Source organism: Wolbachia endosymbiont (group B) of Apotomis betuletana, assembly GCF_947250475.1.
In the GTDB taxonomy this organism is placed as follows: domain Bacteria; phylum Pseudomonadota; class Alphaproteobacteria; order Rickettsiales; family Anaplasmataceae; genus Wolbachia.
The window spans coordinates 1131655-1152979 of record NZ_OX366320.1 but is presented as its reverse complement, the minus strand read 5'-3'; the positions used below and the strand labels follow the sequence as shown (position 1 = coordinate 1152979).

Here is a 21325-nt window from a genome sequence, read left to right as displayed (position 1 = left end):
TTACCTTAAATAATCCTACAATGCTGAAGAAAAACATAATTATTGAAATGGCACGAAAGGTCCTCATGATAACCTCTGTATAGCTCTTAATTTTGCTGAACGCGCACGCGGATTTGCATTTATTTCTTCCGCACTTGCTTTAATCACTTTTTTGTTTAAAAGGGAGAATGTCTTGGTAGGTCCTGGTTCACACAAATCTTTAAAAAGGGTTTTAACTATACGATCTTCTAGAGAATGAAAGGTAACTACAATTAATTTGCCGTTTTCACTTAAAATCTCAGATGCAGCTTTAATACCCTTTTCAAGCTCTCCTAGCTCATCATTTACCCATATTCTGATTGCCTGAAATGTCCTAGTTGCAGGGTCAATCTTGCTTTTTCCACGAAACACTACAGAACGTACAATATCCGCAAGTTCAAATGTAGTTTTGATAATTTTCTTCTTCCGCGCATTTACTATCGCTCTTGCGATTTTACGAGAATGACGCTCACCCCCATAATTATATATAGTGTTCGCAATCTCTTCTTCACGTAAAGCGTTAACAAACGTCGAAGCATTCATATGAGAATAGTTATCCATGCTCATGTTAAGTGGGCCATCACGTAGAAATGAGAATCCTCTATCTCCATTATCAAGCTGCATAGATGAAACTCCAACGTCGAAAACTATTCCATTGATACCTTTAATATTATTACTATCTAATAAATTTTTAATATTACTAAATTTCTCAATAAATAGATTTATTCTATCAGGGTATTTAACGTTCAGATCATCATAAAATTTCGTAACTGTTTCATCCCTATCAATTGCATACACTTTGCAATCAGCGGATTCCAATATTGCTTTGCTATATCCTCCAGCCCCAAATGTAGCATCTACATATATGCCACCACTGTGTGGTGCTAATTGAAATAGCATCTCTTTTAACAAAACTGGAGTATGTGTCATATCAAGAGACTTTGTGCACTTAAATTAAAATAACTTTCTCGCCAAAAAATATATGGAAATATATAGGTATAGTATAAGAATATTTAAATATAATCAACGATATAAAAATTTAATAAGATAATATTATTAATATAACATTTACATAATTCACGTTTGAAAAAGTAAGTAATATTACTATAATATCAAACAAATTACGGAAGGTTTCGTGCAACAAATAACAAAAGTAATACTATCAAGTTTAATTTGTAACACTTTGTTGTGGTATGATCACATGCTTTTCAGCCATCTAATAAGCATAATCGGAGATGTGTTTTTTCCATCAGACGACAAATTAGTCAGCATACTTAAAGCTTTTGGAGTGTTTGCAGTGGGTTTCTTAATAAGACCAATTGGTGCTGCTATATTTGGCCACATTGGCGATAAATATGGAAGAAGGATTGCTCTATTTCTCTCTATCATATTGATGACTCTATCAACCGTACTTATTGCATTTGTTCCAGGCTATCAGAACATTGGGGTACTCGCATCAGTACTGGTGGTATGTTTAAGATTATTGCAGGGTATATCTCTTGGAGGAGAGGCAGGAAATGCCCCATTTTTAATAGAGCATGCTCCTAAAAATAAAAGAGGATTCTTTGGCAGTATTGAAGTATTGAGCGCAATTCTTGGCTCAATATTAAGTCTTATAGTGGTGCTTATATGCAAAAAAGTATCCGATTTTGAATCTTGGGGATGGAGATTGCCTTTTATTTTCAGTTTTGTAATAGGATTAATCAGTATATATATGAGATATATACTCGATGAAAGCCCAGAATATAAAAAGCAGGAAAAGCCACATGAATTACCGTTAAAAGAACTATTAAACGGCTATAAAAAACCTTTTTTAATATCAGTTGGAGTTGACATAGTTGAAAATGCATCTCTTTACATATATTTAGTGTTTTTTAATGTACTTGCATCAACAATAAACACTCACTTTAATCACGCAGTAGAAATATTGAATCAGGTTGCACTTGGAGGATTGACTATACTATTTGCAATACTTTCTGATAAGGTAGGGAGAGAAAGAGTCATGAAATTTGCATTTGTAACTTTTATAGTAGTAAGTTATCCAGTTTTTTCAATGATACTAAGTGGTAATAATTTGCTCACCATAATGGCGCACGTTCTTTTTATAATCCCAATAGCTGCTTCTCTTGGTCCTGTTAGCGCGTTTATGTGCGAATTATTCCCAATAAAGGTACGATACAGTGGATTTGGTTTATCAAGAAATATAGCTTCGGGATTTTTTGGTGGTCTTGCACCATTTATATGCACAACTATTATCAAAGTTACAGGACAAGGAACTTTAGCAAGTTTTTACATGATTTTCTGTGCACTAATTGGGTTAGTTGCTATATCACAAGTTAAGAGTTAGGTTTTTTCAAAAACCAAGTGTTTAAAAAATCTAATCATAAGGTGGAAAATGCCAATTTTTAGGTGATAGTGTAAATATTTCAACTCCATCTTTTGTGACTCCAAGCGTATGCTCAAACTGTGCAGAAAGTGAAAGATCACGTGTTGTCACTGTCCAGCCATCTAGCTTGCTGAGCAGAGTTTCATGTTTTCCAGCATTGATCATTGGTTCTACCGTAAAAAACATGCCTTCTTTTAAGATAAGATCCTCACCTTCATCATAAAAATGTACAACATTTGGTGGAGCATGAAAAACCTTTCCTATGCCATGTCCACAATAATTGCGTACGATAGAATATCCAAAATCTTCAATATATTTTTCTATAGCAAATCCTATTTCATTTAACTTATTGCCGGGCTTAACTTGTTTTATCGCTTCCATTAGCGCATTGTAGGCAGCATTACACAAACGCTTTGCTTTTATTGAGGGTTTACCGGTCCAAAACATGCGACTTGTATCACCATACCAGCCATTTAAAATCACTGTAACGTCAATATTTAAAATATCTCCATCTTTAAGAGGTTTATCATCAGGAATACCATGACATACAACAGCATTTTTCGAAGTACAAATTGATTTCGGATATCCCTTATAATTCAGTGGTGCTGGAATTGCACCTGCATTGATTATAAAATCATGACATAGATCATTTAATTCATTAGTTGTTACGCCTACTTTGACGTATGGTGCAATAAAATCAAGGGTTTCAGCTGCAAGCCTGCCAGCTTTACGCATAAAGTCAAAGTCTTCTTGTGAATGTATAGTTATGTTCATATCTTCCATTTCTTATTATAATTCACATCTTGCATAGTAGATAATGTCATTCCACTGCTTGACACATAATTGTACGAATATTGAATGCAAAAGTACAAAAAATAGTGTCATCAGAATGCCTTTTTTTCCTGTCATCCCAGTGTCAGCTACTCTGATGACACCAAAGGGGCACTTGGATAGAGGCTACTTGAATAACACCATCATAAGGTGAAACTAGATTCCAGTGTCAAGCACTGGAATGACAAGGAAAGGGCTACTTGGATGACAAGAAAAAGGACGCTGAGATGAAACCAAAGAGGCTGACACCACCATAAAGTAAATTCCACTAACACTATAGGAGACTAACATGAACTTTTTAAAATTTATCGAACTATGCTTTCAAACGGTAATGCCGGGGTGTGAGTATAACAATTATCATTATATAAAAATCATAGCAGACAGGCTTGAAGCAGCAGGTACTGGCACAGTGAAGCGAATAATATTCAATATGCCCTCCGCGCTCAATGAAGTCTATGTGCGTGAGTGTTGCATGGCCCGCATGGATACTCGGTAATCAGCCAACTGCAAGAATAATAGTTGCAAGCTATTCTCAGCGGCTTAGCGAAAAGCATTCGCTCGACACCAGGTGCGTAATGCAGTCTAGTTGGTATAGAGCGCTATTTCCAGAGGTAGAGCTATGTAAAGACCAGAACACTAAATATAAATTTCAAACAGTGCAGAGAGGATGTAGGATTGCAACATCTGTTGGTGGAACATTAACTGGTGAAGGTGGTGATTTTATCGTTGTGGATGATCCACTGAGTTCCTCTCAAGCTTTGAGTGAAACGTTTAGAAAACGTGCTACAAATTGGTTTGATCAGACTTTAGTAACTAGGCTCAATGACAGGAAAAAAGGAGTTATCGTTGTTGTGATGCACAGACTACATCGGGAGGATTTAACTGGGCATCTTCTCTCCAAACCGATAAATATATGGCATCATGTTTGTTTACCGATGATTTCTGAAAATAAGGAAATTATCTATTCAATCAAAAGATCAATTCTCCCTTCTCCTGTTCCTATTATTCGAGTAACTACAAATGAGTGCAAAAGCTCAACAGGCGCTACATCTTCAAGGATTTTATACTTAAAAAAGGAAGGTCAGCTGCTATATCCCCTAGATGTAGGAGAAATTGAAATGATAAAGGCTGAACTTGGGAGTTACGCTTTTGCTGCTCAATATCAACAAAATCCTCTGCCACTTTCAAGTGGTATAATTAAGCAAGAATGGTTGAAACGCTATAGAAATTTTCCTGACAATCTCTCACATATAACTCAGAGCTGGGACACTGCTGTTTCAACAAAAGATTCTAGCGGCTTTAGTGTCTGCACCACCTGGACAAAGGTGAATAATAAGTTTTATTTACTCGATGTGTACCGTGCAAAGCTTGAGTATCCAAAACTTAAAGAACAAGTTCTATCACTAGCTGCAAGATGGAAGCCACACGCAATTTTAATCGAAGCAAAAACAAGCGGTCAGCAATTGATTCAAGAGCTCAAGGCAATACCTATTATCGGGATAGTGCCACACGGTGGCAAACTTGCTCGATTCCACCAGATTGTTCCGATAATAGAATCTGGCAAGGTTTTTCTGCCACACCAAGCAGTATGGCTCAGCGATTTTGAGTATGAGATTTTAATGTTTCCAGAAACCCGCCACGACGATCAAGTAGATAGCGCTGTGCAATACCTTCAGTGGATGAGAGATAGTAGCTTCAGGGTTGCAGCTATACGAACATTGTGATCCAAGAGGTAATAATTTGCTACCCACAATTTCGATTATAAGCTCATTTAAAATAAATATTTATTTTCTAGTATAATATGTAATAGTTAGATATTTTATTCTAGTTTAAAGGTAAAGTTATGGCAAAAGGATATGAAACACTGAAAAAAGTATTGAATGTAATTAACGATAAGCAAGATTTTAATAAAGATAACATAATTGAGAAAATACAAGAAGAACTAGAGAGGAAGGATCAAGATTTACATAAAGAGTGGATTGATGAGAAATTCGATATAAATCATGAATTTACCTCAGATCATCCTAAATATTTAAAGTTTACGTTATCAAGGATAGCTGCTGAGGCAGGCTATGCAAATGTGTTGGATGCTCTAATATCATCAGGATCAAACATTAGCGATAAGAGTGGAAAAGGTTGGACTCCTGTATTAAATTTAGCAGCTAAACATGGCCATATAGGAACAGTAGAAGCTCTATTAAAGATCGAAGGAATTAAAATTGATGAAAGGAATGAACATGGGTTTACCCCATTACACAATGCTGTTCATAAAGATCACAAAGAGATAGTAGAGGTTTTACTCCAAGCAGGAGCAAATGTTGATGCGCAACATTTGTATGGAACTCCTTTACATTATGCTGTTTCTTATTGTCACAAAGAGACAGTAGATGTTTTACTCGAAAAAGGAGCAAATGTTAATGCAGTAAATACACATGGAATGACCCCTTTAGATTATGCCAAGGGTCAAAACGTAGAAGTTCTATTAAAGGCAGGAGGACGTTCTTTTGTGAAAGCATTTAATAAAGGGATTGCTACCGCTGTAAAAACTGCATTATTAGGCACTGCTATAGCAGCGGTACTTTTTGCAATTGAAACAATTGCAATACCTATAGCTATAGCAGTGGTTGCAGTTATAGCAGTAGCACTAGCAGTTGGTGGTGCTACATATATGATGTTAAAGCCCAGTACTAAAGTTGATGGAGTAGCAGTCTTAATGGATAGGCGTCAAGAAGCTGCTAGCACTAATAGGGTTACCTAGCGCGTATTCGACCTAGCTGCATAAACACTGATCATAGGAAATGACATTACAGGAGAACTGGAATAACGTAGAAGAGAGCGCTGACAACTTTCGTTTAGGCAAGATTATATCTTGAAAAAATTAAGATTTAGTGCTACTAAATATTGTAACTTCTATGCTGAAACCTGACTATGAATATGGAAAAAATACGCAATGCTAAAATAAAATTACCAATATTTCTCGATTATCAATCTACTACTAAAGTAGATCCTCGTGTTTTAGAGGTGATGATACCTTATTTTGGTGAGTTTAGTAATGCACACTCTCGTAGCCATTCATTTGGTTGGACAGCTGAGGAAGCAGTAGAAAAAGCAAGGAAGCACATTGCTGATTTAGTGAATGCAGACAACAAAGAAATCGTCTTTACCTCGGGTGCAACCGAATCAAATAACATGGCTATCAAGGGTGTTGCTCATTTTTATAAGAATAAGGGGAATCATATAATAACTGTCTGCACGGAGCATAAGTGCGTTTTAGATTCTTGTCGACATCTAGAAAATGAAGGCTTTAAAGTTACATATTTGTCCGTTAAGCAAAACGGAATTATAGATTTGTTGAAACTTGAGGAGGCAATCACTGATAAAACAATTCTGATTTCAGTGATGATGGCAAATAATGAAATCGGAGTAATGCAACCTGTCAAAGAAATTGGTGCAATATGTAGAAAGCATAATATATTTTTTCATACAGACGCTGCTCAAAGCTTTGGAAAAGTTCCAATAGACGTAAATGAAATGAACATTGATCTTATGAGCCTTTCTAGCCATAAAATTTATGGACCTATGGGAATAGGTGCATTATATGTCCGTAGAAAAAATCCTCGTGTTAGGTTGACGCCACTAATTAGTGGTGGTGGACAGGAGAGAGGCATGCGCTCTGGAACAGTTCCTACTCCCCTTGCAGTTGGTTTTGGTGAAGCGGCACGTATCGCTAAAGAAGAAATGGAAATAGAAGCAAGCAAATTAGAAGAGTTGAGAGATATTTTGTACAACAAAATAAAAGAGGCATTTCCTGATGTTGTTTTAAATGGTGATTACGAAAATAAGATTCCAGGTAACCTTAACTTAAGTTTTCCTTATGTTGAGGGTGAGTCTCTTATCATGGCAATCAAGGATTTAGCAGTAAGCTCTGGTTCTGCATGCACATCCGCATCTCTTGAACCTTCTTATGTCATAAGATCACTAAACAATGGCCACGATCTTGAGCATTCATCAATTAGATTTGGCCTTGGCCGATTTACAACTAAAGATGAAGTTCTATACGCGGCAGATCTTGTTACTAAAAATGTTGGACGGCTAAGAGAGATGAGCCCACTTTTGGAAATGGTAGAAGAGGGAATAGATTTAAGCACCGTAAAATGGGACTCTCATTGAAAAATAAGACGTTAACCATTAGCAGAGTGATGGTTGTCTAAGCTCTTTCTATGGGTGAAATCGGAAACTTAGCTTTAAGTCCTTTGTAGATGTCACGGAACTAAGTAGCAATCCTATACATATTAAGCTCGCAGCAGTTGTGCTTCCGCCATAGGATAGAAATGGAAGTGGGTCACCTATTATAGGTAATAGGCCTATTGTCATTCCAATGTTTATAAAGAAATGAGCACCAAAAAAGGCGAAAACCCCGATAGATATTAACTTAGAAAAGTAATTTTTTGACCTGTAAGCAATGGAGAATATTATAGCAAGCAATGTGGTATAGAGTAAAATCAAAGCCATGCTGCCTAAGAACCCCCATTCCTCACTAAGTACCGCAAAAGCAAAATCTGTGCGTTTCTCTGGCAAAAATCCAAGTTGAGTTTGACTCCCATTAACAAACCCCTTACCAAACAAACCTCCTGAACCAATAGCTATTTGAGATTGCTGTGCATTATAACCTATTCCAAGTGGATCTACTGATGAATCCAAAAATGATAATATCCTTTGCTTGTGATAAGGGCGCAAAAAAGGCCAAATAGCTGGTATTGCGAAAATGCCAAGCGTTCCAAAAATTATTAAATGAGGTCTTTCCATTATTGCTGTGAATATAATTGATGCTCCTATAAACAATATTATTACAGCTGTTCCTAAATTAGGTTGCTTCAATACAAGGAATACAGGTAAGAAAATAATTATAAGTGGCTTAAATAAACTTTGAAATTTCATCATTTTATACACACTTTGTTTATTAAAATAACGAGCAAGTGCAAGTATTAAGCCCACTTTTACAAATTCTGATGGTTGTAAACTAATTGACCCAATTCTTATCCATCTCGTTGCACCCATTATATGCGAGCCAAAAAAATTTACTGCTAACAGCGCAATTACTGCTGCTATGTAAAAAAAATAAGCGTGCTTCAAATAAAAATCTAGCTCTATAAATGACATAGCTATAGCAAGCAAAAGGAAGAAAGAGAATATGACCAATTGGTAAATTGCAAATGGAGCCCACTTTCCTCCAGCAGAAGAATATTGAACAACAATGCCAACGCAAAACAGAGCTATTACGTTCATGACTAATAATAAGTGAATCTTCTTCAGCTTATCCACAGCGAAAACTTTACAGACTTTTAGATACAATAAAACATAAGAAAATCAAAAAGCAAATTTATTAATTACCAAACGAATTGGACTACTATATATCCCAGTTATTATCGTTAAAATTGCCATAAATAATAGACAAAAGAGCATAAGTAATGGTACCTCATTAAGTGTCATTTCAGTGTTTGATGCTGCGCTATTTTCAAAATACATTTTCTCTACCACCCTCCACATATATATTAGTGCAAGAAAAGAGCCAGCAGCAAAAACTGCAAGGGAAATCCATGCATGAGATTCAAGAATTGCTTGCATCATATAACACTTACTTACAAAGCCATTTGTCAAGGGTACACCGATTAATGCTAAACTAAGTAGAGTAAATGCGAGTGTTGTATAGGGCATTGACTTTTTTAGTCCTGACAAATTTTCTATCTTTGTCATACCAAATTTATAAGAAATACACCCTGCAACCATGAATAAAGACGTTTTTATCATGCTATGATTTACTATGTGAAGAACTGCTGAAAACAAACCTGATTTTGAATTTAAACCCAGCATTAAAAGTATATAGCCAATCTGACTGATACTGGAGTGAGCAAACAGTCTTTTTATATCTTTTTCGATTATTGCAGATATTGATCCAAATACAATAGCGCAAAGTGCGAGGATAATTATCACATTATGCAGTGGTAAGAAAAAATTTTGCTGAAAAACATTGTAAAAGATTCTGATAAAAACATATATCATCACTTTGGTTACTGTACCTGAAAAGAATACGCTAATGAAGCTTGGTGCTTCACTATACGCATTAACTAGCCATTTACTGAGTGGAAACAGTGCCATTTTGATTGAGAGACCAACAAAAATGAATAATGTACCAAGTCTTATGATGTTATTATCGTATAATGGTACTATTCTTTCAGCCATGTCAGACATGTTGAGCGTTCCGGTCATAGAATATAAAAGGCCGATGCCAAACAAGTAAAATGTTGCTCCTACAGTACCACTAATGAGGTATTCAAATGCTGCAACTAAAGCTTTCTTATCCCTTCCCATTGAAACTAAAACATAAGAAGAAAGAGATGAAATTTCTAAAAAGACATAAAGGTTGAATATATCGTTTGTTACTAAAATTCCGAGTAATCCACTCAAGCACAGTAAAAATAGAGAATAAAAACCAATGATTTTGTTTTTGCTAATCTCTTTTTCATTAATATGAAAGCTATAAAGCACACTAATCAGCGCTATAAAATTCACCAAAGTTAGAATCAAGGAGTTCAATATGTCGATTCTCAACTCTATTCCGTATGGAGGAGCCCAATCTCCAAGATAATAAGTTATAATTTCACCATTGTATGTTTTCACTAGCAACATTAATGAAATAAAGAAAGTAGCTGCCGTTGTAAAAAAAGAGATAAACCAGGACACCCTATGTTTCCTGGTAAGAAAGCAGAACATCGATGCAATTATTGGTATAATAACTTGTAGAATTGGTAATTGCATTAAACTGTTGTTAATACATCGTTAAAGTATTAGTATATATAATACTTTTTGTTTTAATACCTTTATGTTATCTAAAATTTATAATGCAGTAACAAACTTATTAAGGAGAAAAGGTAAACTTATAGGAAGGGACGAAAACGGAAATTCTTACTATGAATCAAGTAAAGGAAAAAGATGGGTAATATATGACAATGTTTCTGAGCCTACAACAATTCCTCCAGCATGGCATATATGGCTGCATTATACTGATAATGCAGTACCAGTGAATAATAACAAAAGAAAAATTCCTAATTTAACAGGTACAAAAGATGCATACTACCCAAACCAAAAGGTGAAAAATTACTATGAAAGCTGGAATCCTAATAACTAAAGATGCGAAGGTCAAATATACTTGAAATAACTGCTGGTTCATTTGTATTAATTTTTACTGTTTTTCTTATCTTCTTCGCTATTGATAAATTATCTTACATAAAGAAAAACTATAAGGATTGTTATAAAATACATGGCCTTTTTACTGATGCTAACGGTGTAGGAGTTGGTGATAGTGTCAAGATCTCTGGTGTGGAAGTCGGAAGCATAACTGGTGTATCACTCGACAAAGCTACCTACATAGCACGAATCGACATGTGTATAAGTAGGGATATAAAACTCCCAGTTGATAGCTCAGCCCTAATCACTAGCAGTGGAGTTGTTGGTAGTAAATTTGTTAATATATCACCTGGCGCAGATCCCAAATTAATTTCACACGGTGGTAAGATAGCACACACTCAAGCTGAAGCAAATATGGGCGGAATAATGGATAAAATTATTGGCATGTTTACAAAGTGAGAATAAGAACACATAAGCCAACTTGGCCTATGTACAATTAAGGGATTTTTCTATCAATAGCTTGAAGTTGTTCAGCGTTTGAATTATCAAGATTTCTGCTAGGTTTTACATTCCTAATAATCTCAACAAATGCTTGTACTTTCAGTATAGGAGTGTTTTTTCTTACGTACTTAGGGAAGTGTTAAATAAACTGTGTCAAACCGAGAAGTAAAAATAAAATAGAAACAAAAAATGGAGGTTTGACAATCAGTCAAGCAAACAGAACTACCGGTTTGGTAGACTATAAAGAATTAGAAACAAATATCTTATCGTCTATACGAGAAGGAAGACCATTGACGGAAAGAGATGGTGCATTAACACCGTTTGTAAAAAGGCTACTGGAAGCGATTCTGGAAGGTGAAATAAAAAATCACTTGTCGGCTAAAAGCGAAGAAAATAATCGAAGAAATTGAAGAAATTCAAAGACTTTACGGACAAGTGCAGGTTCATTTGAGTTATTGACACCAAGAGATAGGGAAGGAAGCTTTGAGCCACAAGTAGTCAGAAAAAGGCAAACAACCGAACTTGAAGCAAAGGTTTTAAGTACATATGCCAGTGGCATGGTATATAGAGATATAGAGTCGCATGTAGAAGAGATATAAAATATCTGTAGCGGAGATATCAAGTATTACTGATAAATTATTGCCTGTAATAAATGAGTGGCGTAGTCGTCCACTGCAATCAGTGTATCCAATAGTGTTTATGGTTTTTTAAGGTCAAAGAAGACGGGCATTGCGTAAGTAAATATATGTAGAATATATTAGCAGAATGAAAGGAAAGAAGTTTTAGGCTTTTATATAGCAGAAAGTGAGGGAGCTAACTTTTGGCTAGGGATGTTAAATGACTTAAAAGAGAAAGGAGTAGAAGATATCCTGATTGTATGTGTAGATGGGCTAAAAAGCTTTCCTAAAGCAATAAACAGTGTATTTCCTAAAGCAGAAATACAACTATGTATTGTACATCAGATAAGAAATTCACTGAAATATGCATCGAGCAAAGATGTGAAAATTTTCATGAATGATTTGAAAAAAATATACCGTGCTGCAAGTAGAGAAATTGCCGAAAATTATTTGCTTGAGCTAGAGGAAAAATGGGGAGAAAAATATCCGTTGGTTTTGGCAGAATAATTGGGAAAATTTGTCTAGTTATTTAAAATATTCTGGCCCTGTAAGAAAGTTAATTTATACCACAAATCCTATTGAGGGACTACATAGACAGATCAGAAAATTTACTAAAACTAAGGGCTCATTTACTAGCACAAATGCCTTGTATGAACAGGTATATTGTGCTATAAAAAAGGTAAGAGAAAAATGGGCTATGCCTATACATGATTGGGCTTTAACTATCTCTCAACTTGATATCTTTTTTTCTTGTAGGTTAAAAATTGAGTTGAATTAAAAATGCGGTTTGACACAGTTTATTTAACACTCCCTTTTTGAAAGTTACAGATCGCTAAAAATATTTAAACAACTAATTTTTATAACTTTGTACCAATAAAACTATTCCCACCTTAATTATCAAACAGTAACGTATAGAACTACAAACTTTTGTATATTAAGAAATTGTTTAAATTGTATACCTGGCTACTATGTCCCCTACTTCCAAGATAAAGTACCTTTCACTAAAAAATATTGAATTTAATTTTTGTAATCACTTAAGTCTAGTATTATTTTGTTAATGTATCGTTCATTTGCATCCTTGATGATAAATTTTATACCATTTTTATATCTTATAACTTCATCTACAGAAGGTACCTTACCAGCAATTGAAAGAACCAAACCACTAAGTGTGGCATAATGCTCTTCAGATTCACACAACTCTATTTTTAGATTTTCCTCTATATCCTTTATAAGGGCCCTTGCCGATATTTCAAACTTATTTTGAGATAATTCAGTAATGGTGTGTTCTGAATTTACCTCATTCTCGTTATCAATATTTGGTATCAATTCTTCTATAAGATCATTTATCGAAATTAAACCATCAGTTCCGCCATATTCATCCAGTACAATAGCTAAATATGACTTGGAAGATTTCATTTTAACAAAAAGATTTGTTGCTTTCATTGAGGCTGGGACAAATATTACATTTTTTATAATATTCCTCAGATTAAAATCTTTATTCTTATTGAAAATGATATCTTTTACGTAAAAAAAGCCTATTATGTTGTCAAAGTTATTCATATAAGTTGGTATCTTAGCATGGTAAGTGTTTTTCACCTTCTTTATTACCTCATCCTTGCTCGATTCAATGTCTACTGCACATATCTCCTTACGTGGAGTCATTATATCCATGATACTACAATCACGGAATTTTAATAGACTATTAAGTATGTCAAGACCTGACAGATCACCCATTAATGACTCAGTCGCACATTTTTTTAACACAGAAGTTTTGTTGAAGAGAAAGAGAAAAATTCTGTATGCTATTTTTTCTACTAAAGTTCTTTTCTTATTCAATTTATTCCCTTTAATGGTGAAAATATCTTTAGATAAGGTCTATCAAGAAAACTGTTATTAAATGTTTAATAAGCATGTGAATAATGTCAAATTAATTTGTGAATTATTTTTTGACATAAAATACTAACAATTGATCAACAATTTTTTCAATGACATATACATAATTATATAACAATCCATGATAGTAAAGCTTTTTTCCATAAAAGAAAATTACTAACATTCTAGACATCTTACTTATACACATAAATCATAAAGGAAAATCAATAGTATAGAGAAGTTATTAACATATTTATCCACAAGCTAAGTAATACTAATTTTTACTGAATTTTAAGTTAATAACAATTTATTGATAGAACTACTACTACTGTTATACTTTAGTTTAAATAAAAAGTAGATAAAGTAGATTGAAAAGAAGTAAAGCAAAAATAGCAAGAATCATCAGCCAGAACGAGTCAGATGAAAAAGTTCCTATTTGGTTAATGCGTCAGGCTGGTAGGTCTCTTCCTGAGTATCGGAAGGCAGTGGAAAACATGAATAATTTCATGGAGATATGTTATAGCACAGATTTGGTAACAGAGTTAACGTTACAACCAATAAGAAGGTTCAACATGGATGCAGCGATAATTTTTTCTGATATTTTGATAATAGCTGACATTTTAGGCTGTAATGTAAATTTTATTCGAGGTGTGGGTCCAATAATAAGACCTATAGAAAGTGCTAAAGACTTGAAGAGTCTACAAGGAATTGAATCTAACACATTACCAATCCTAAATGCTATAAAAGAAGTAAGAAGCCAGTTGCCAGAAGAAAAATCGCTTATAGGCTTTGCTGGAGGGCCGTGGACGGTAGGTTCATACATCATAGAGGGCGGTGGTAGTAAAACTTTTTCCAAGGTGCTAAATTTCTGTCCATTGGCACTAGAGGAAATAATAAACAAAATAACGAAAGCGACAATTATTTATCTGATCAAACAGATAGAGTTTGGAGCAGATGTTATTCAGTTATTTGACAGCAATGCTGGTGTATTGAAGGAAAAACTGTTTGAAAGATACATCATCAAGCCAACAAAGGAAATTGTTTCGGCAATAAAGAGTAGATTTCCCAATTTTCCAATAATAGGTTTTCCGCGCTCTGCTGAAAATCTTTATACAGATTACTGCGAACAAACAGGCGTATCTGCAGTAAGTATAGATTATAATGTTCCAATAGAATGGGCGAAAGAAAATCTAAAAATTCCTCTGCAAGGGAACCTTAATCCTAGTCTTTTGGCCTACAATAAGTCAGAAGCAATTGAAGAAGCAAAGCGTATAATAGATTGTTTTAGAGGGTTACCTTTTATATTTAATCTTGGACATGGAGTGCTTCCTGATACTCCGGTTGAAAATATTGCTGCATTAGTGGACCTAGTAAGAAACTACTAAAACTCTTGTATGAAAAGCCTTTATGAGGGTGGTCAGCCAAATCGCTCTTACTTTAAGCGTTAGCACATTATTACAGTGCCAATTTACATTATTAAAACTCGCTATACAGGGATTTATTTGCCTTTTTCAATTTATTAAGCTTTTTAATATCTATATTTAAGAATACAAAAATACCAACCTTTATGTAAAATAATAAAATTTCTAGCTTTTTTGTTGTGTAGAGTTTATCATTTTTATTTAACTTTAGTGAGATTATGTCAGACCTTGCAAAGAGGATGTCTCTGATAAAACCGTCGCCTACAATTGCTGTGACCGATAAGGCAAACAGATTAAAAAGCGAAGGAAAGAAAATTTGCGTTTTAGCTGCGGGAGAGCCGGATTTTGACACTCCAGATCATATAAAAAAGGCAGCTATTCAATCGATAAATGAAGGCAAAACTAAATATACTGCTGTTGATGGAACGCATGAGCTTAAAGAGGCGATAATCAATAAGTTAAAAAGGGATAACAATCTAGAATATACACTGAACCAAATTTGTGTCGGCGCAGGCGCTAAGCAGGTGTTATTCAACTTATTTATGGCAACAATTGACCCTGGAGATGAGGCTATAATACCAGCTCCTTATTGGGTTTCGTATGTTGATATGGTAAATCTTTTTGGCGGACTGCCAGTTGTTGTAGAGTGCAAGCAAAACTTTAAGCTGACACCAGAATTACTGAAGAGCAAGATAACTAAGAAAACTAAATGGTTAATTCTTAATTCACCGAACAATCCAGCAGGAATTGTCTATACATATGATGAATTGAAAAGCATAGCGCAAGTATTGCTTGAATATCCACATGTAAATATTGTTACAGATGATATTTATGAGCACATAGTATACGATGAAAAGTTTTTTACCATTGCTCAGGTTGAGCCAAAGCTTTACGATAGGGTTTTTGTGGTCAATGGAGTATCAAAAGCCTATGCAATGACTGGCTGGAGAATAGGTTATATTGCAGGTAGGAGTGATATAGTAAAAGCTATTTCTACACTGCAGTCTCAAAGTACTTCTAACCCAAATTCAATAGCACAAGCAGCAGCAGTTGAAGCGTTAAACGGTGATCATAGTTTTTTGAAAGAAAGAACAAAAATCTTTAAGGATCGTAGAGATTTTGTAGTAAAAAAGCTAAATTCTGCTTCAGGATTGTCAGTATCTATTCCGCAGGGTGCATTCTATTTGTTTGTCTCATGTGAAGGTTTATTGGGTAAGAATACGAAAAGTGGTAAAGTAATAAATAGTGATCTTGATTTTGCCGAATATTTATTAGAAGATCATTTAGTTGCTGTTGTTCCAGGAATTGCATTTGGTCTGAAAAATTTTATCAGAATTTCTTATGCAACCTCTCAGGAACAATTAGAAATTGGATGTGATAGTATTACTAAAGCATGCGAAATGCTAAGTTAACTTTTTAATATTCCTATATATAATATTTCAGTAAGATAGAGTTGATTTATGGCTTGGGTGTATTTGCTATTAGCTGGTTTGGTTGAAATAATATGGACCACAGCACTGAAATATAGCAATGGCTTTACTCGTGTTATACCTGTAGTAATTATTTTAGTTAGCGGTTCTGTGAGTCTTTACTGGCTATCGTTAGCAATGAAGTCTATTCCTCTTGGAACATCTTATGCAGTTTGGACTGGTATAGGCTCTATAGGTGCAGCGATAATAGGAATAATGTTTTTTAATGACCCAGTAAATTTTGGGCGTTTATTTTCCCTTGCTTTGGTAGTGCTGGGTATCATAGGATTAAAAGTATTTTCCAATTAGGAAAAGTTAAGTACGTCTATTTTACCACCTCAGGACTTTCTACTAAAGTTGCTTTGGATTTTTCAGTTCTCGAAGAGGGCATTCCTATTGATTTAGAAAGTACCTTTCTAATGTTCAATATTTCATTTTTCTCATTTTGTTGAGTTAAGTTAATGTCGTTTATTTTATTCACTAAATCTTTTCCTTCATTTAAAATTTTTAAATCGCTTTCGTTGATATGATGTTCATTTTTAAATTCTGCAACGATTTCTTTCTTCTTTGGATGAGTATTCAGAAATTCTAATATCTGGTGTTTAGCAACAGCTTGAATAAATTTCTTATCGTGAAATATTGAATTGTTATGTAGTTCTTCTAGGCTTTTATCATATTGTTTTGCTTCGTTTACAGTAAGTTTTATTATTTCTTCTGCGCTACTTAAAAGTTCCCTGTATAACTTGTCGTATCTATTGCCTGTGTGTGCGGCAAATGTTTGTTCAATGTATTTTGTTATGTAGTTTTGTAGCGTATTGTCTATTGTACCTATGTTCATTCACTCACCTTGCTTTTATATTATATTTTACACACAAAAAGGTTAATATTTAGTTAACTACAGCGTTTCTGATACTGAATTTCATTAAAAATTATATTATTTAAAGTATAATCGGTATCACGAAATAAAAGCGTAAGTAAAATGAATTTTGTAACAAAACTAAAACTTATAGTAAAAAAAATAAAGCTTAAGATGAACAAGGGTAAAATTATAAAAATCCTTATCATCTGTGGTATAATTTTTTTCATATACCTTATCCATGAACCAGTTATAGATATGCTAAAAGGTCTCTTTTAAGAAAGATACTCGGATTAGAGTAGCTATTTACAAAAGTGTTGCTCCTTGCTGATAAAATACCTATAATTCTGTTTTTTAGGTAATATTAGGATTGCAGAGAAACTTTTTCATATGGTTGCTAGCATCACTATTTTATGCATACCAGTATATATTACGTGTAATTCCAAATATAATCGCGCCTGAATTAATAACGAAATTTAACATAAGTATTACAGATGTTGGTCAATTTGGTGGGCTATATTATATAGGCTATACGCTTGCTCACATACCTGTTGGTCTTGCCCTTGATAGATTTGGGCCAAAGTTTGTTTTGCCTGCATGTATTGTCTTAACGTTTACTGGGACATTACCACTAATATGCTTTGATGAGTGGTATTACTCAATACTTGGTAGAATGATTGTTGGAGTTGGGTCATCTGCTTCAGCAATTGGGCTTTTCAAAGTTGCAAGCATGTATTTTTCACAAGAAAAATCAGCAAGGATGGCTAGCTTATCTATAATAATAGGGTTACTGGGAGCTATTTATGGTGGATTACCTCTAGACTTCTTGCTCAATAAATTTGGTTGGAATTATGTTATATACACTTTCTCAGCGTTTGGTTGCTTGCTCGCCCTACTTTTATTCTTAATAACGCCAAATTCTAACATAGAGGAGAGTAGAAATGACAACATACTTCAAGATTTAAAAACTGTACTTTTCAATAAACATATCATTCTAATCAGCTTTTTTGGGGGCTTGATGGTTGGGCCACTAGAAGGTTTTGCTGATGGTTGGGCAAAAGCGTTCTTATGTGAAGCATATCAAATGACCGGAGATTTGGCATCTTCACTTTCCTCTCTCATGTTCATAGGCATGGGGGCTGGATCATTCTTTCTCGCTTATTTACTGGAGAAGTATCCAGACAAACATTACGAGGTGATTATTGCGTGTTCTTTTGCAATGATCGCTAGCTTTCTTTTGCTTTTTACACAAGTTGGCGGTTTATATATTGCATTACCTACACTTCTTGTTATCGGCTTTGCATCTGGGTATCAGGTAATTACTATTTACAAGGCAATAAGTTATGTAAACAATAACTTGGTAGGCTTGGCCACAGCTGTATCAAACATGATAGTTATGGTTTTTGGCTATTTTTTTCATACTGGAATTGCAAAAATAATAGACTTATGTTGGAATGGAACGGTAATACAAGGAAATCCTTTGTATGGTACTGATTTGCTGGTAAAAGCAATATCAATTATTCCTGTATGTCTGCTTTTGGCTGTTTTTGGATTTATGTGGTTAAGGAAAAGGTCTTATGACAATTGCTTCAGAAAGGATTTGTAACTCTGAAAATAATTTAAAGTCTTTTGATAATGAAGTTTATCTCTCTATAGAGAAGGAACTGCAGCGTCAAAGATCGCAGTTGCAATTGATTGCATCGGAGAATTTTGCAAGTAAAGCAGTGATGGAAGTACAGGGTTCTTTTCTGACTAATAAATATGCAGAAGGTTATCCTGGTAAAAGATATTACTGTGGCTGTGAGTATGTAGATGAAGTTGAAAATCTGGCTATAGAAAGGCTTTGTAAGCTATTTGGTGTTAAATTTGCAAATGTTCAACCTCATTCTGGTTCTCAGGCAAATCAAGCAGTGTTTGCTTCACTGCTTGCTCCGGGTGATACAATACTTGGATTGTCACTGAACTGCGGTGGACATTTAACTCATGGTGCAGCACCAAACCTTTCTGGTAAGTGGTTTAAGTCGATTCAGTATACAGTTAATAGAGACACTTACCTGCTTGATATGGATGAGGTGGAAAGGCTAGCGCTGGAGCATAAACCAAAATTAATTATTGCTGGTGCTTCTGCTTATCCAAGAAAAATAGATTTCGAGCGCTTTCGTGAAATTGCGAATAAAGTTGGTGCATATCTGCTTGCAGATATTGCTCACTATTCAGGGCTTATTGCTGCAGGTTGTTACCCATCACCTGCCAAATATGCGCATATTATAACTTCTACAACTCACAAGACTCTACGTGGTCCTCGTGGTGGAGTGGTAATGACAAATGATGAAGCGTTACATAAAAAAATTCAGTCTGCAGTTTTTCCAGGATTGCAAGGTGGGCCACTTATGCATGTGATAGCTGCAAAAGCTGTTGCATTTAAGGAAGCATTAGCGCCAGAGTTTAAAACTTATAGTAAAAAAGTTGTGGAAAATGCGAAAGTGTTAGCTCAAGCGCTGCAAGGGCATGGGCTGAACATTATAACCGGTGGCACTGACTCTCATATAGTGCTAGTTGATTTAAGATCACGGAAATTGACTGGAAAAGACGTTGTGAATAGCCTTGAAAGAGCTGGCATTACCTGCAATAAAAACTCCGTGCCATTTGACACAGAAAAACCAACCATTACTTCAGGGCTCCGTTTTGGTACCGCTGCTGAGACAACACGCGGACTTGAGAAAAAAGATTTTAAAGAGATAGCTGATCTGATAAATGAAATAATTCAGGGATTAATTGATGGAAATAGCCCTGATGTTGAAAAAGCAGTGAAAAATAAAGTTGAAAGTATTTGTAGTAATTTTCCTATTTATTAATTTATTTAGCATTGGAATTTCCTTCCTTTACTTTGGATTAAACTATTGTATAGTGATTTTATAGCTCTTTAATTTTATGATAAATGTACCTAGCATAGAGAGTTGTGATTTTCACAATAAAAATGTTCTGCTCAGGGTTGACTTCAATGTTCCTATAAAAAATGGAAGAATTTGTGATGCCACTCGTATTTTGAGAGCGCTACCTACCATTCAGTATTTGGCAAATGCGGGTGCAAAAGTTATTGTTATCTCACATTTTGGGCGTCCAAAAGCCAAAGACAGTAACTTATCGCTAAAAAACGTAGTTGAAACTTTATCGCGGCTGCTAAGCAAAGAAGTGAAATTTATTGATGATTGTATTGGTGAGAGAGTACAAAGAGCAATAAATGCGATGGATGGAGGAGATATAATATTACTAGAGAATCTGAGGTTTTATAAAGAAGAAGAGCAGAATGATTCAAATTTTGCTAAACAATTAGCATCTCTAGCAGATATATATATAAATGATGCGTTTTCTTGCTCTCACAGAGCTCACGCTTCTATTTCACGCATTACGGAATTTTTACCTTCTTATGCAGGATTTTGCTTGCAAGATGAGCTAAAGTATCTTGAGCAAGCTATATCGTTTGACGCTAAACCTATTACTGCGATAGTTGGTGGAGCTAAAATATCAACTAAAATAAAAATGCTTATAAAGCTAGCAGAAAAGGTTGATTACCTTATTCTGGGCGGCGCAATTGCTAATAATTTTTTGTTATTTAATAAAGTTAATATAGGCAAGTCTTTTTTTCAAAATGGCGTTGATGATCTTCTGCACGATATTGTTGAGACGGCAAATAAAAACAATTGCAAAATAGTTGTGCCAGAAGACGTTTTGGTTGCAGTAAATTCTGATTATAGCACTGGCGTTTTAAGAAAAACCGAATCCGTTTTGGATGATGATATAATTTTAGATATCGGACCTCAAACTTTAAGCACAATAAGCGGTATAATAGCAAGCAGTAAAACTCTGCTGTGGAACGGACCTATTGGTGTTTTTGAACATTCAGCTTTTGCAAATGGTACAGTAGAGGTGATGAGAGTAGTAAGTGATTTGACACACGAAGGAAAATTAACCAGTGTAATAGGAGGAGGAGATAGTCTATCTGCAATAAATACTGCAGGTCTTGCCGATAAAGATTTTACATATATTTCAACTGGTGGGGGAGCGTTTTTAAGTTGGCTAAGTGGTGATGAGATGCCAGGACTGCGATCAACATTAGATTAAAACTTTTTTAAGTTGTTGCTTATAACCTAGCTTCTTTATGAATATGA

General features: G+C 34.7%; 17 protein-coding genes and 2 pseudogenes. 13 read left to right on the top strand and 6 right to left on the bottom strand.

Annotation, left to right across the window (positions count from 1 at the left end; all coding sequences use genetic code 11):
• Positions 1-63 precede the first annotated feature (63 nt).
• On the bottom strand, positions 64-948 hold the full coding sequence (rsmH, locus tag OOK82_RS05380) for a 16S rRNA (cytosine(1402)-N(4))-methyltransferase RsmH (protein ID WP_264704541.1): 885 nt from the start codon (positions 946-948) through the stop codon (positions 64-66).
• 205 nt (positions 949-1153) lie between these two features.
• Here rsmH and OOK82_RS05375 point away from each other — a divergent pair, with 205 nt between their 5' ends.
• Entirely contained in the window at positions 1154-2365 is a 1212-nt protein-coding gene (locus OOK82_RS05375) for an MFS transporter (RefSeq protein ID WP_264686814.1), read from the top strand.
• Between the two features lie 30 nt (positions 2366-2395).
• Here OOK82_RS05375 and map read toward each other — a convergent pair whose 3' ends face one another.
• On the bottom strand, positions 2396-3178 hold the full coding sequence (gene map / locus OOK82_RS05370) for a type I methionyl aminopeptidase (RefSeq protein WP_010403864.1): 783 nt from the start codon (positions 3176-3178) through the stop codon (positions 2396-2398).
• 346 nt (positions 3179-3524) lie between these two features.
• On the opposite strand from map, the pseudogene terL reads away from it, so the two are divergent.
• From terL to OOK82_RS05355, 3 genes and pseudogenes are all read left to right on the top strand, one after another.
• Positions 3525-4959 (top strand): annotated as a pseudogene (gene terL / locus OOK82_RS05365) (phage terminase large subunit).
• Positions 4960-5078: 119 nt separating this feature from the next.
• Positions 5079-5993 carry an ankyrin repeat domain-containing protein gene (locus OOK82_RS05360; protein ID WP_264704540.1) on the top strand — a complete coding sequence of 305 codons (915 nt, stop codon included), beginning with the start codon at positions 5079-5081 and terminating at the stop codon, positions 5991-5993.
• 170 nt (positions 5994-6163) lie between these two features.
• Entirely contained in the window at positions 6164-7405 is a 1242-nt protein-coding gene (locus OOK82_RS05355) for an IscS subfamily cysteine desulfurase (RefSeq protein ID WP_264376078.1), read from the top strand.
• Between the two features lie 48 nt (positions 7406-7453).
• Here the strand turns inward: OOK82_RS05355 and rodA are convergent, their stop codons facing one another.
• Positions 7454-8557, bottom strand: coding sequence for a rod shape-determining protein RodA (rodA, locus tag OOK82_RS05350; RefSeq protein ID WP_319803560.1), 1104 nt, complete (start codon positions 8555-8557; stop codon positions 7454-7456).
• A 45-nt stretch (positions 8558-8602) separates the two neighbouring features.
• Positions 8603-10051, bottom strand: a complete 1449-nt coding sequence (locus tag OOK82_RS05345; protein ID WP_264686815.1) for a proton-conducting transporter transmembrane domain-containing protein — start codon at positions 10049-10051, stop codon at positions 8603-8605.
• Between the two features lie 64 nt (positions 10052-10115).
• Here OOK82_RS05345 and OOK82_RS05340 point away from each other — a divergent pair, with 64 nt between their 5' ends.
• The 3 genes and pseudogenes from OOK82_RS05340 to OOK82_RS05330 all read left to right on the top strand — a co-directional run bounded on the left by OOK82_RS05340 (position 10116) and on the right by OOK82_RS05330 (position 12316).
• The gene (locus tag OOK82_RS05340; RefSeq protein ID WP_264686816.1) at positions 10116-10421 is read left to right on the top strand and encodes an NADH-ubiquinone oxidoreductase subunit NDUFA12 family protein; all 306 of its coding nucleotides are present in this window, start codon (positions 10116-10118) and stop codon (positions 10419-10421) included.
• Positions 10422-10423: 2 nt separating this feature from the next.
• Positions 10424-10879, top strand: coding sequence for an outer membrane lipid asymmetry maintenance protein MlaD (gene mlaD / locus OOK82_RS05335; protein ID WP_010404199.1), 456 nt, complete (start codon positions 10424-10426; stop codon positions 10877-10879).
• A gap of 245 nt (positions 10880-11124) precedes the next feature.
• Positions 11125-12316 (top strand): annotated as a pseudogene (locus OOK82_RS05330) (IS256 family transposase).
• Between the two features lie 239 nt (positions 12317-12555).
• Here the strand turns inward: OOK82_RS05330 and OOK82_RS05325 are convergent.
• Positions 12556-13374 carry a transporter associated domain-containing protein gene (locus OOK82_RS05325; protein ID WP_010403535.1) on the bottom strand — a complete coding sequence of 273 codons (819 nt, stop codon included), beginning with the start codon at positions 13372-13374 and terminating at the stop codon, positions 12556-12558.
• A 404-nt stretch (positions 13375-13778) separates the two neighbouring features.
• Between OOK82_RS05325 and hemE the strand changes: the two genes are divergently transcribed.
• The 3 genes from hemE (at position 13779) to OOK82_RS05310 (ending at position 16609) form a co-directional block, all read left to right on the top strand.
• Positions 13779-14795, top strand: coding sequence for a uroporphyrinogen decarboxylase (gene hemE, locus OOK82_RS05320; RefSeq protein WP_264375167.1), 1017 nt, complete (start codon positions 13779-13781; stop codon positions 14793-14795).
• Positions 14796-15049: 254 nt separating this feature from the next.
• Complete coding sequence (locus OOK82_RS05315) at positions 15050-16243, top strand: pyridoxal phosphate-dependent aminotransferase (protein ID WP_264686819.1); 1194 nt, start codon at positions 15050-15052, stop codon at positions 16241-16243.
• Positions 16244-16291: 48 nt separating this feature from the next.
• On the top strand, positions 16292-16609 hold the full coding sequence (locus OOK82_RS05310; RefSeq protein ID WP_010403511.1) for a DMT family transporter: 318 nt from the start codon (positions 16292-16294) through the stop codon (positions 16607-16609).
• A gap of 16 nt (positions 16610-16625) precedes the next feature.
• On the opposite strand, the gene OOK82_RS05305 is transcribed toward OOK82_RS05310, so the two are convergent.
• Positions 16626-17138 carry a hypothetical protein gene (locus OOK82_RS05305; RefSeq protein ID WP_264686820.1) on the bottom strand — a complete coding sequence of 171 codons (513 nt, stop codon included), beginning with the start codon at positions 17136-17138 and terminating at the stop codon, positions 16626-16628.
• 388 nt (positions 17139-17526) lie between these two features.
• Between OOK82_RS05305 and OOK82_RS05300 the strand changes: the two genes are divergently transcribed.
• The 3 genes from OOK82_RS05300 (at position 17527) to OOK82_RS05290 (ending at position 21278) form a co-directional block, all read left to right on the top strand.
• Positions 17527-18762: an MFS transporter gene (locus tag OOK82_RS05300; RefSeq protein WP_264686821.1), complete on the top strand. Its 1236-nt coding sequence runs from the start codon at positions 17527-17529 to the stop codon at positions 18760-18762.
• Positions 18734-20011, top strand: coding sequence for a serine hydroxymethyltransferase (glyA, locus tag OOK82_RS05295; RefSeq protein ID WP_264686822.1), 1278 nt, complete (start codon positions 18734-18736; stop codon positions 20009-20011). The genes OOK82_RS05300 and glyA overlap by 29 nt, the downstream gene beginning before the upstream one ends.
• Before the next feature lie 79 nt (positions 20012-20090).
• Complete coding sequence (locus OOK82_RS05290) at positions 20091-21278, top strand: phosphoglycerate kinase (RefSeq protein WP_264687270.1); 1188 nt, start codon at positions 20091-20093, stop codon at positions 21276-21278.
• The last annotated feature ends 47 nt before the right edge of the window (positions 21279-21325 follow it).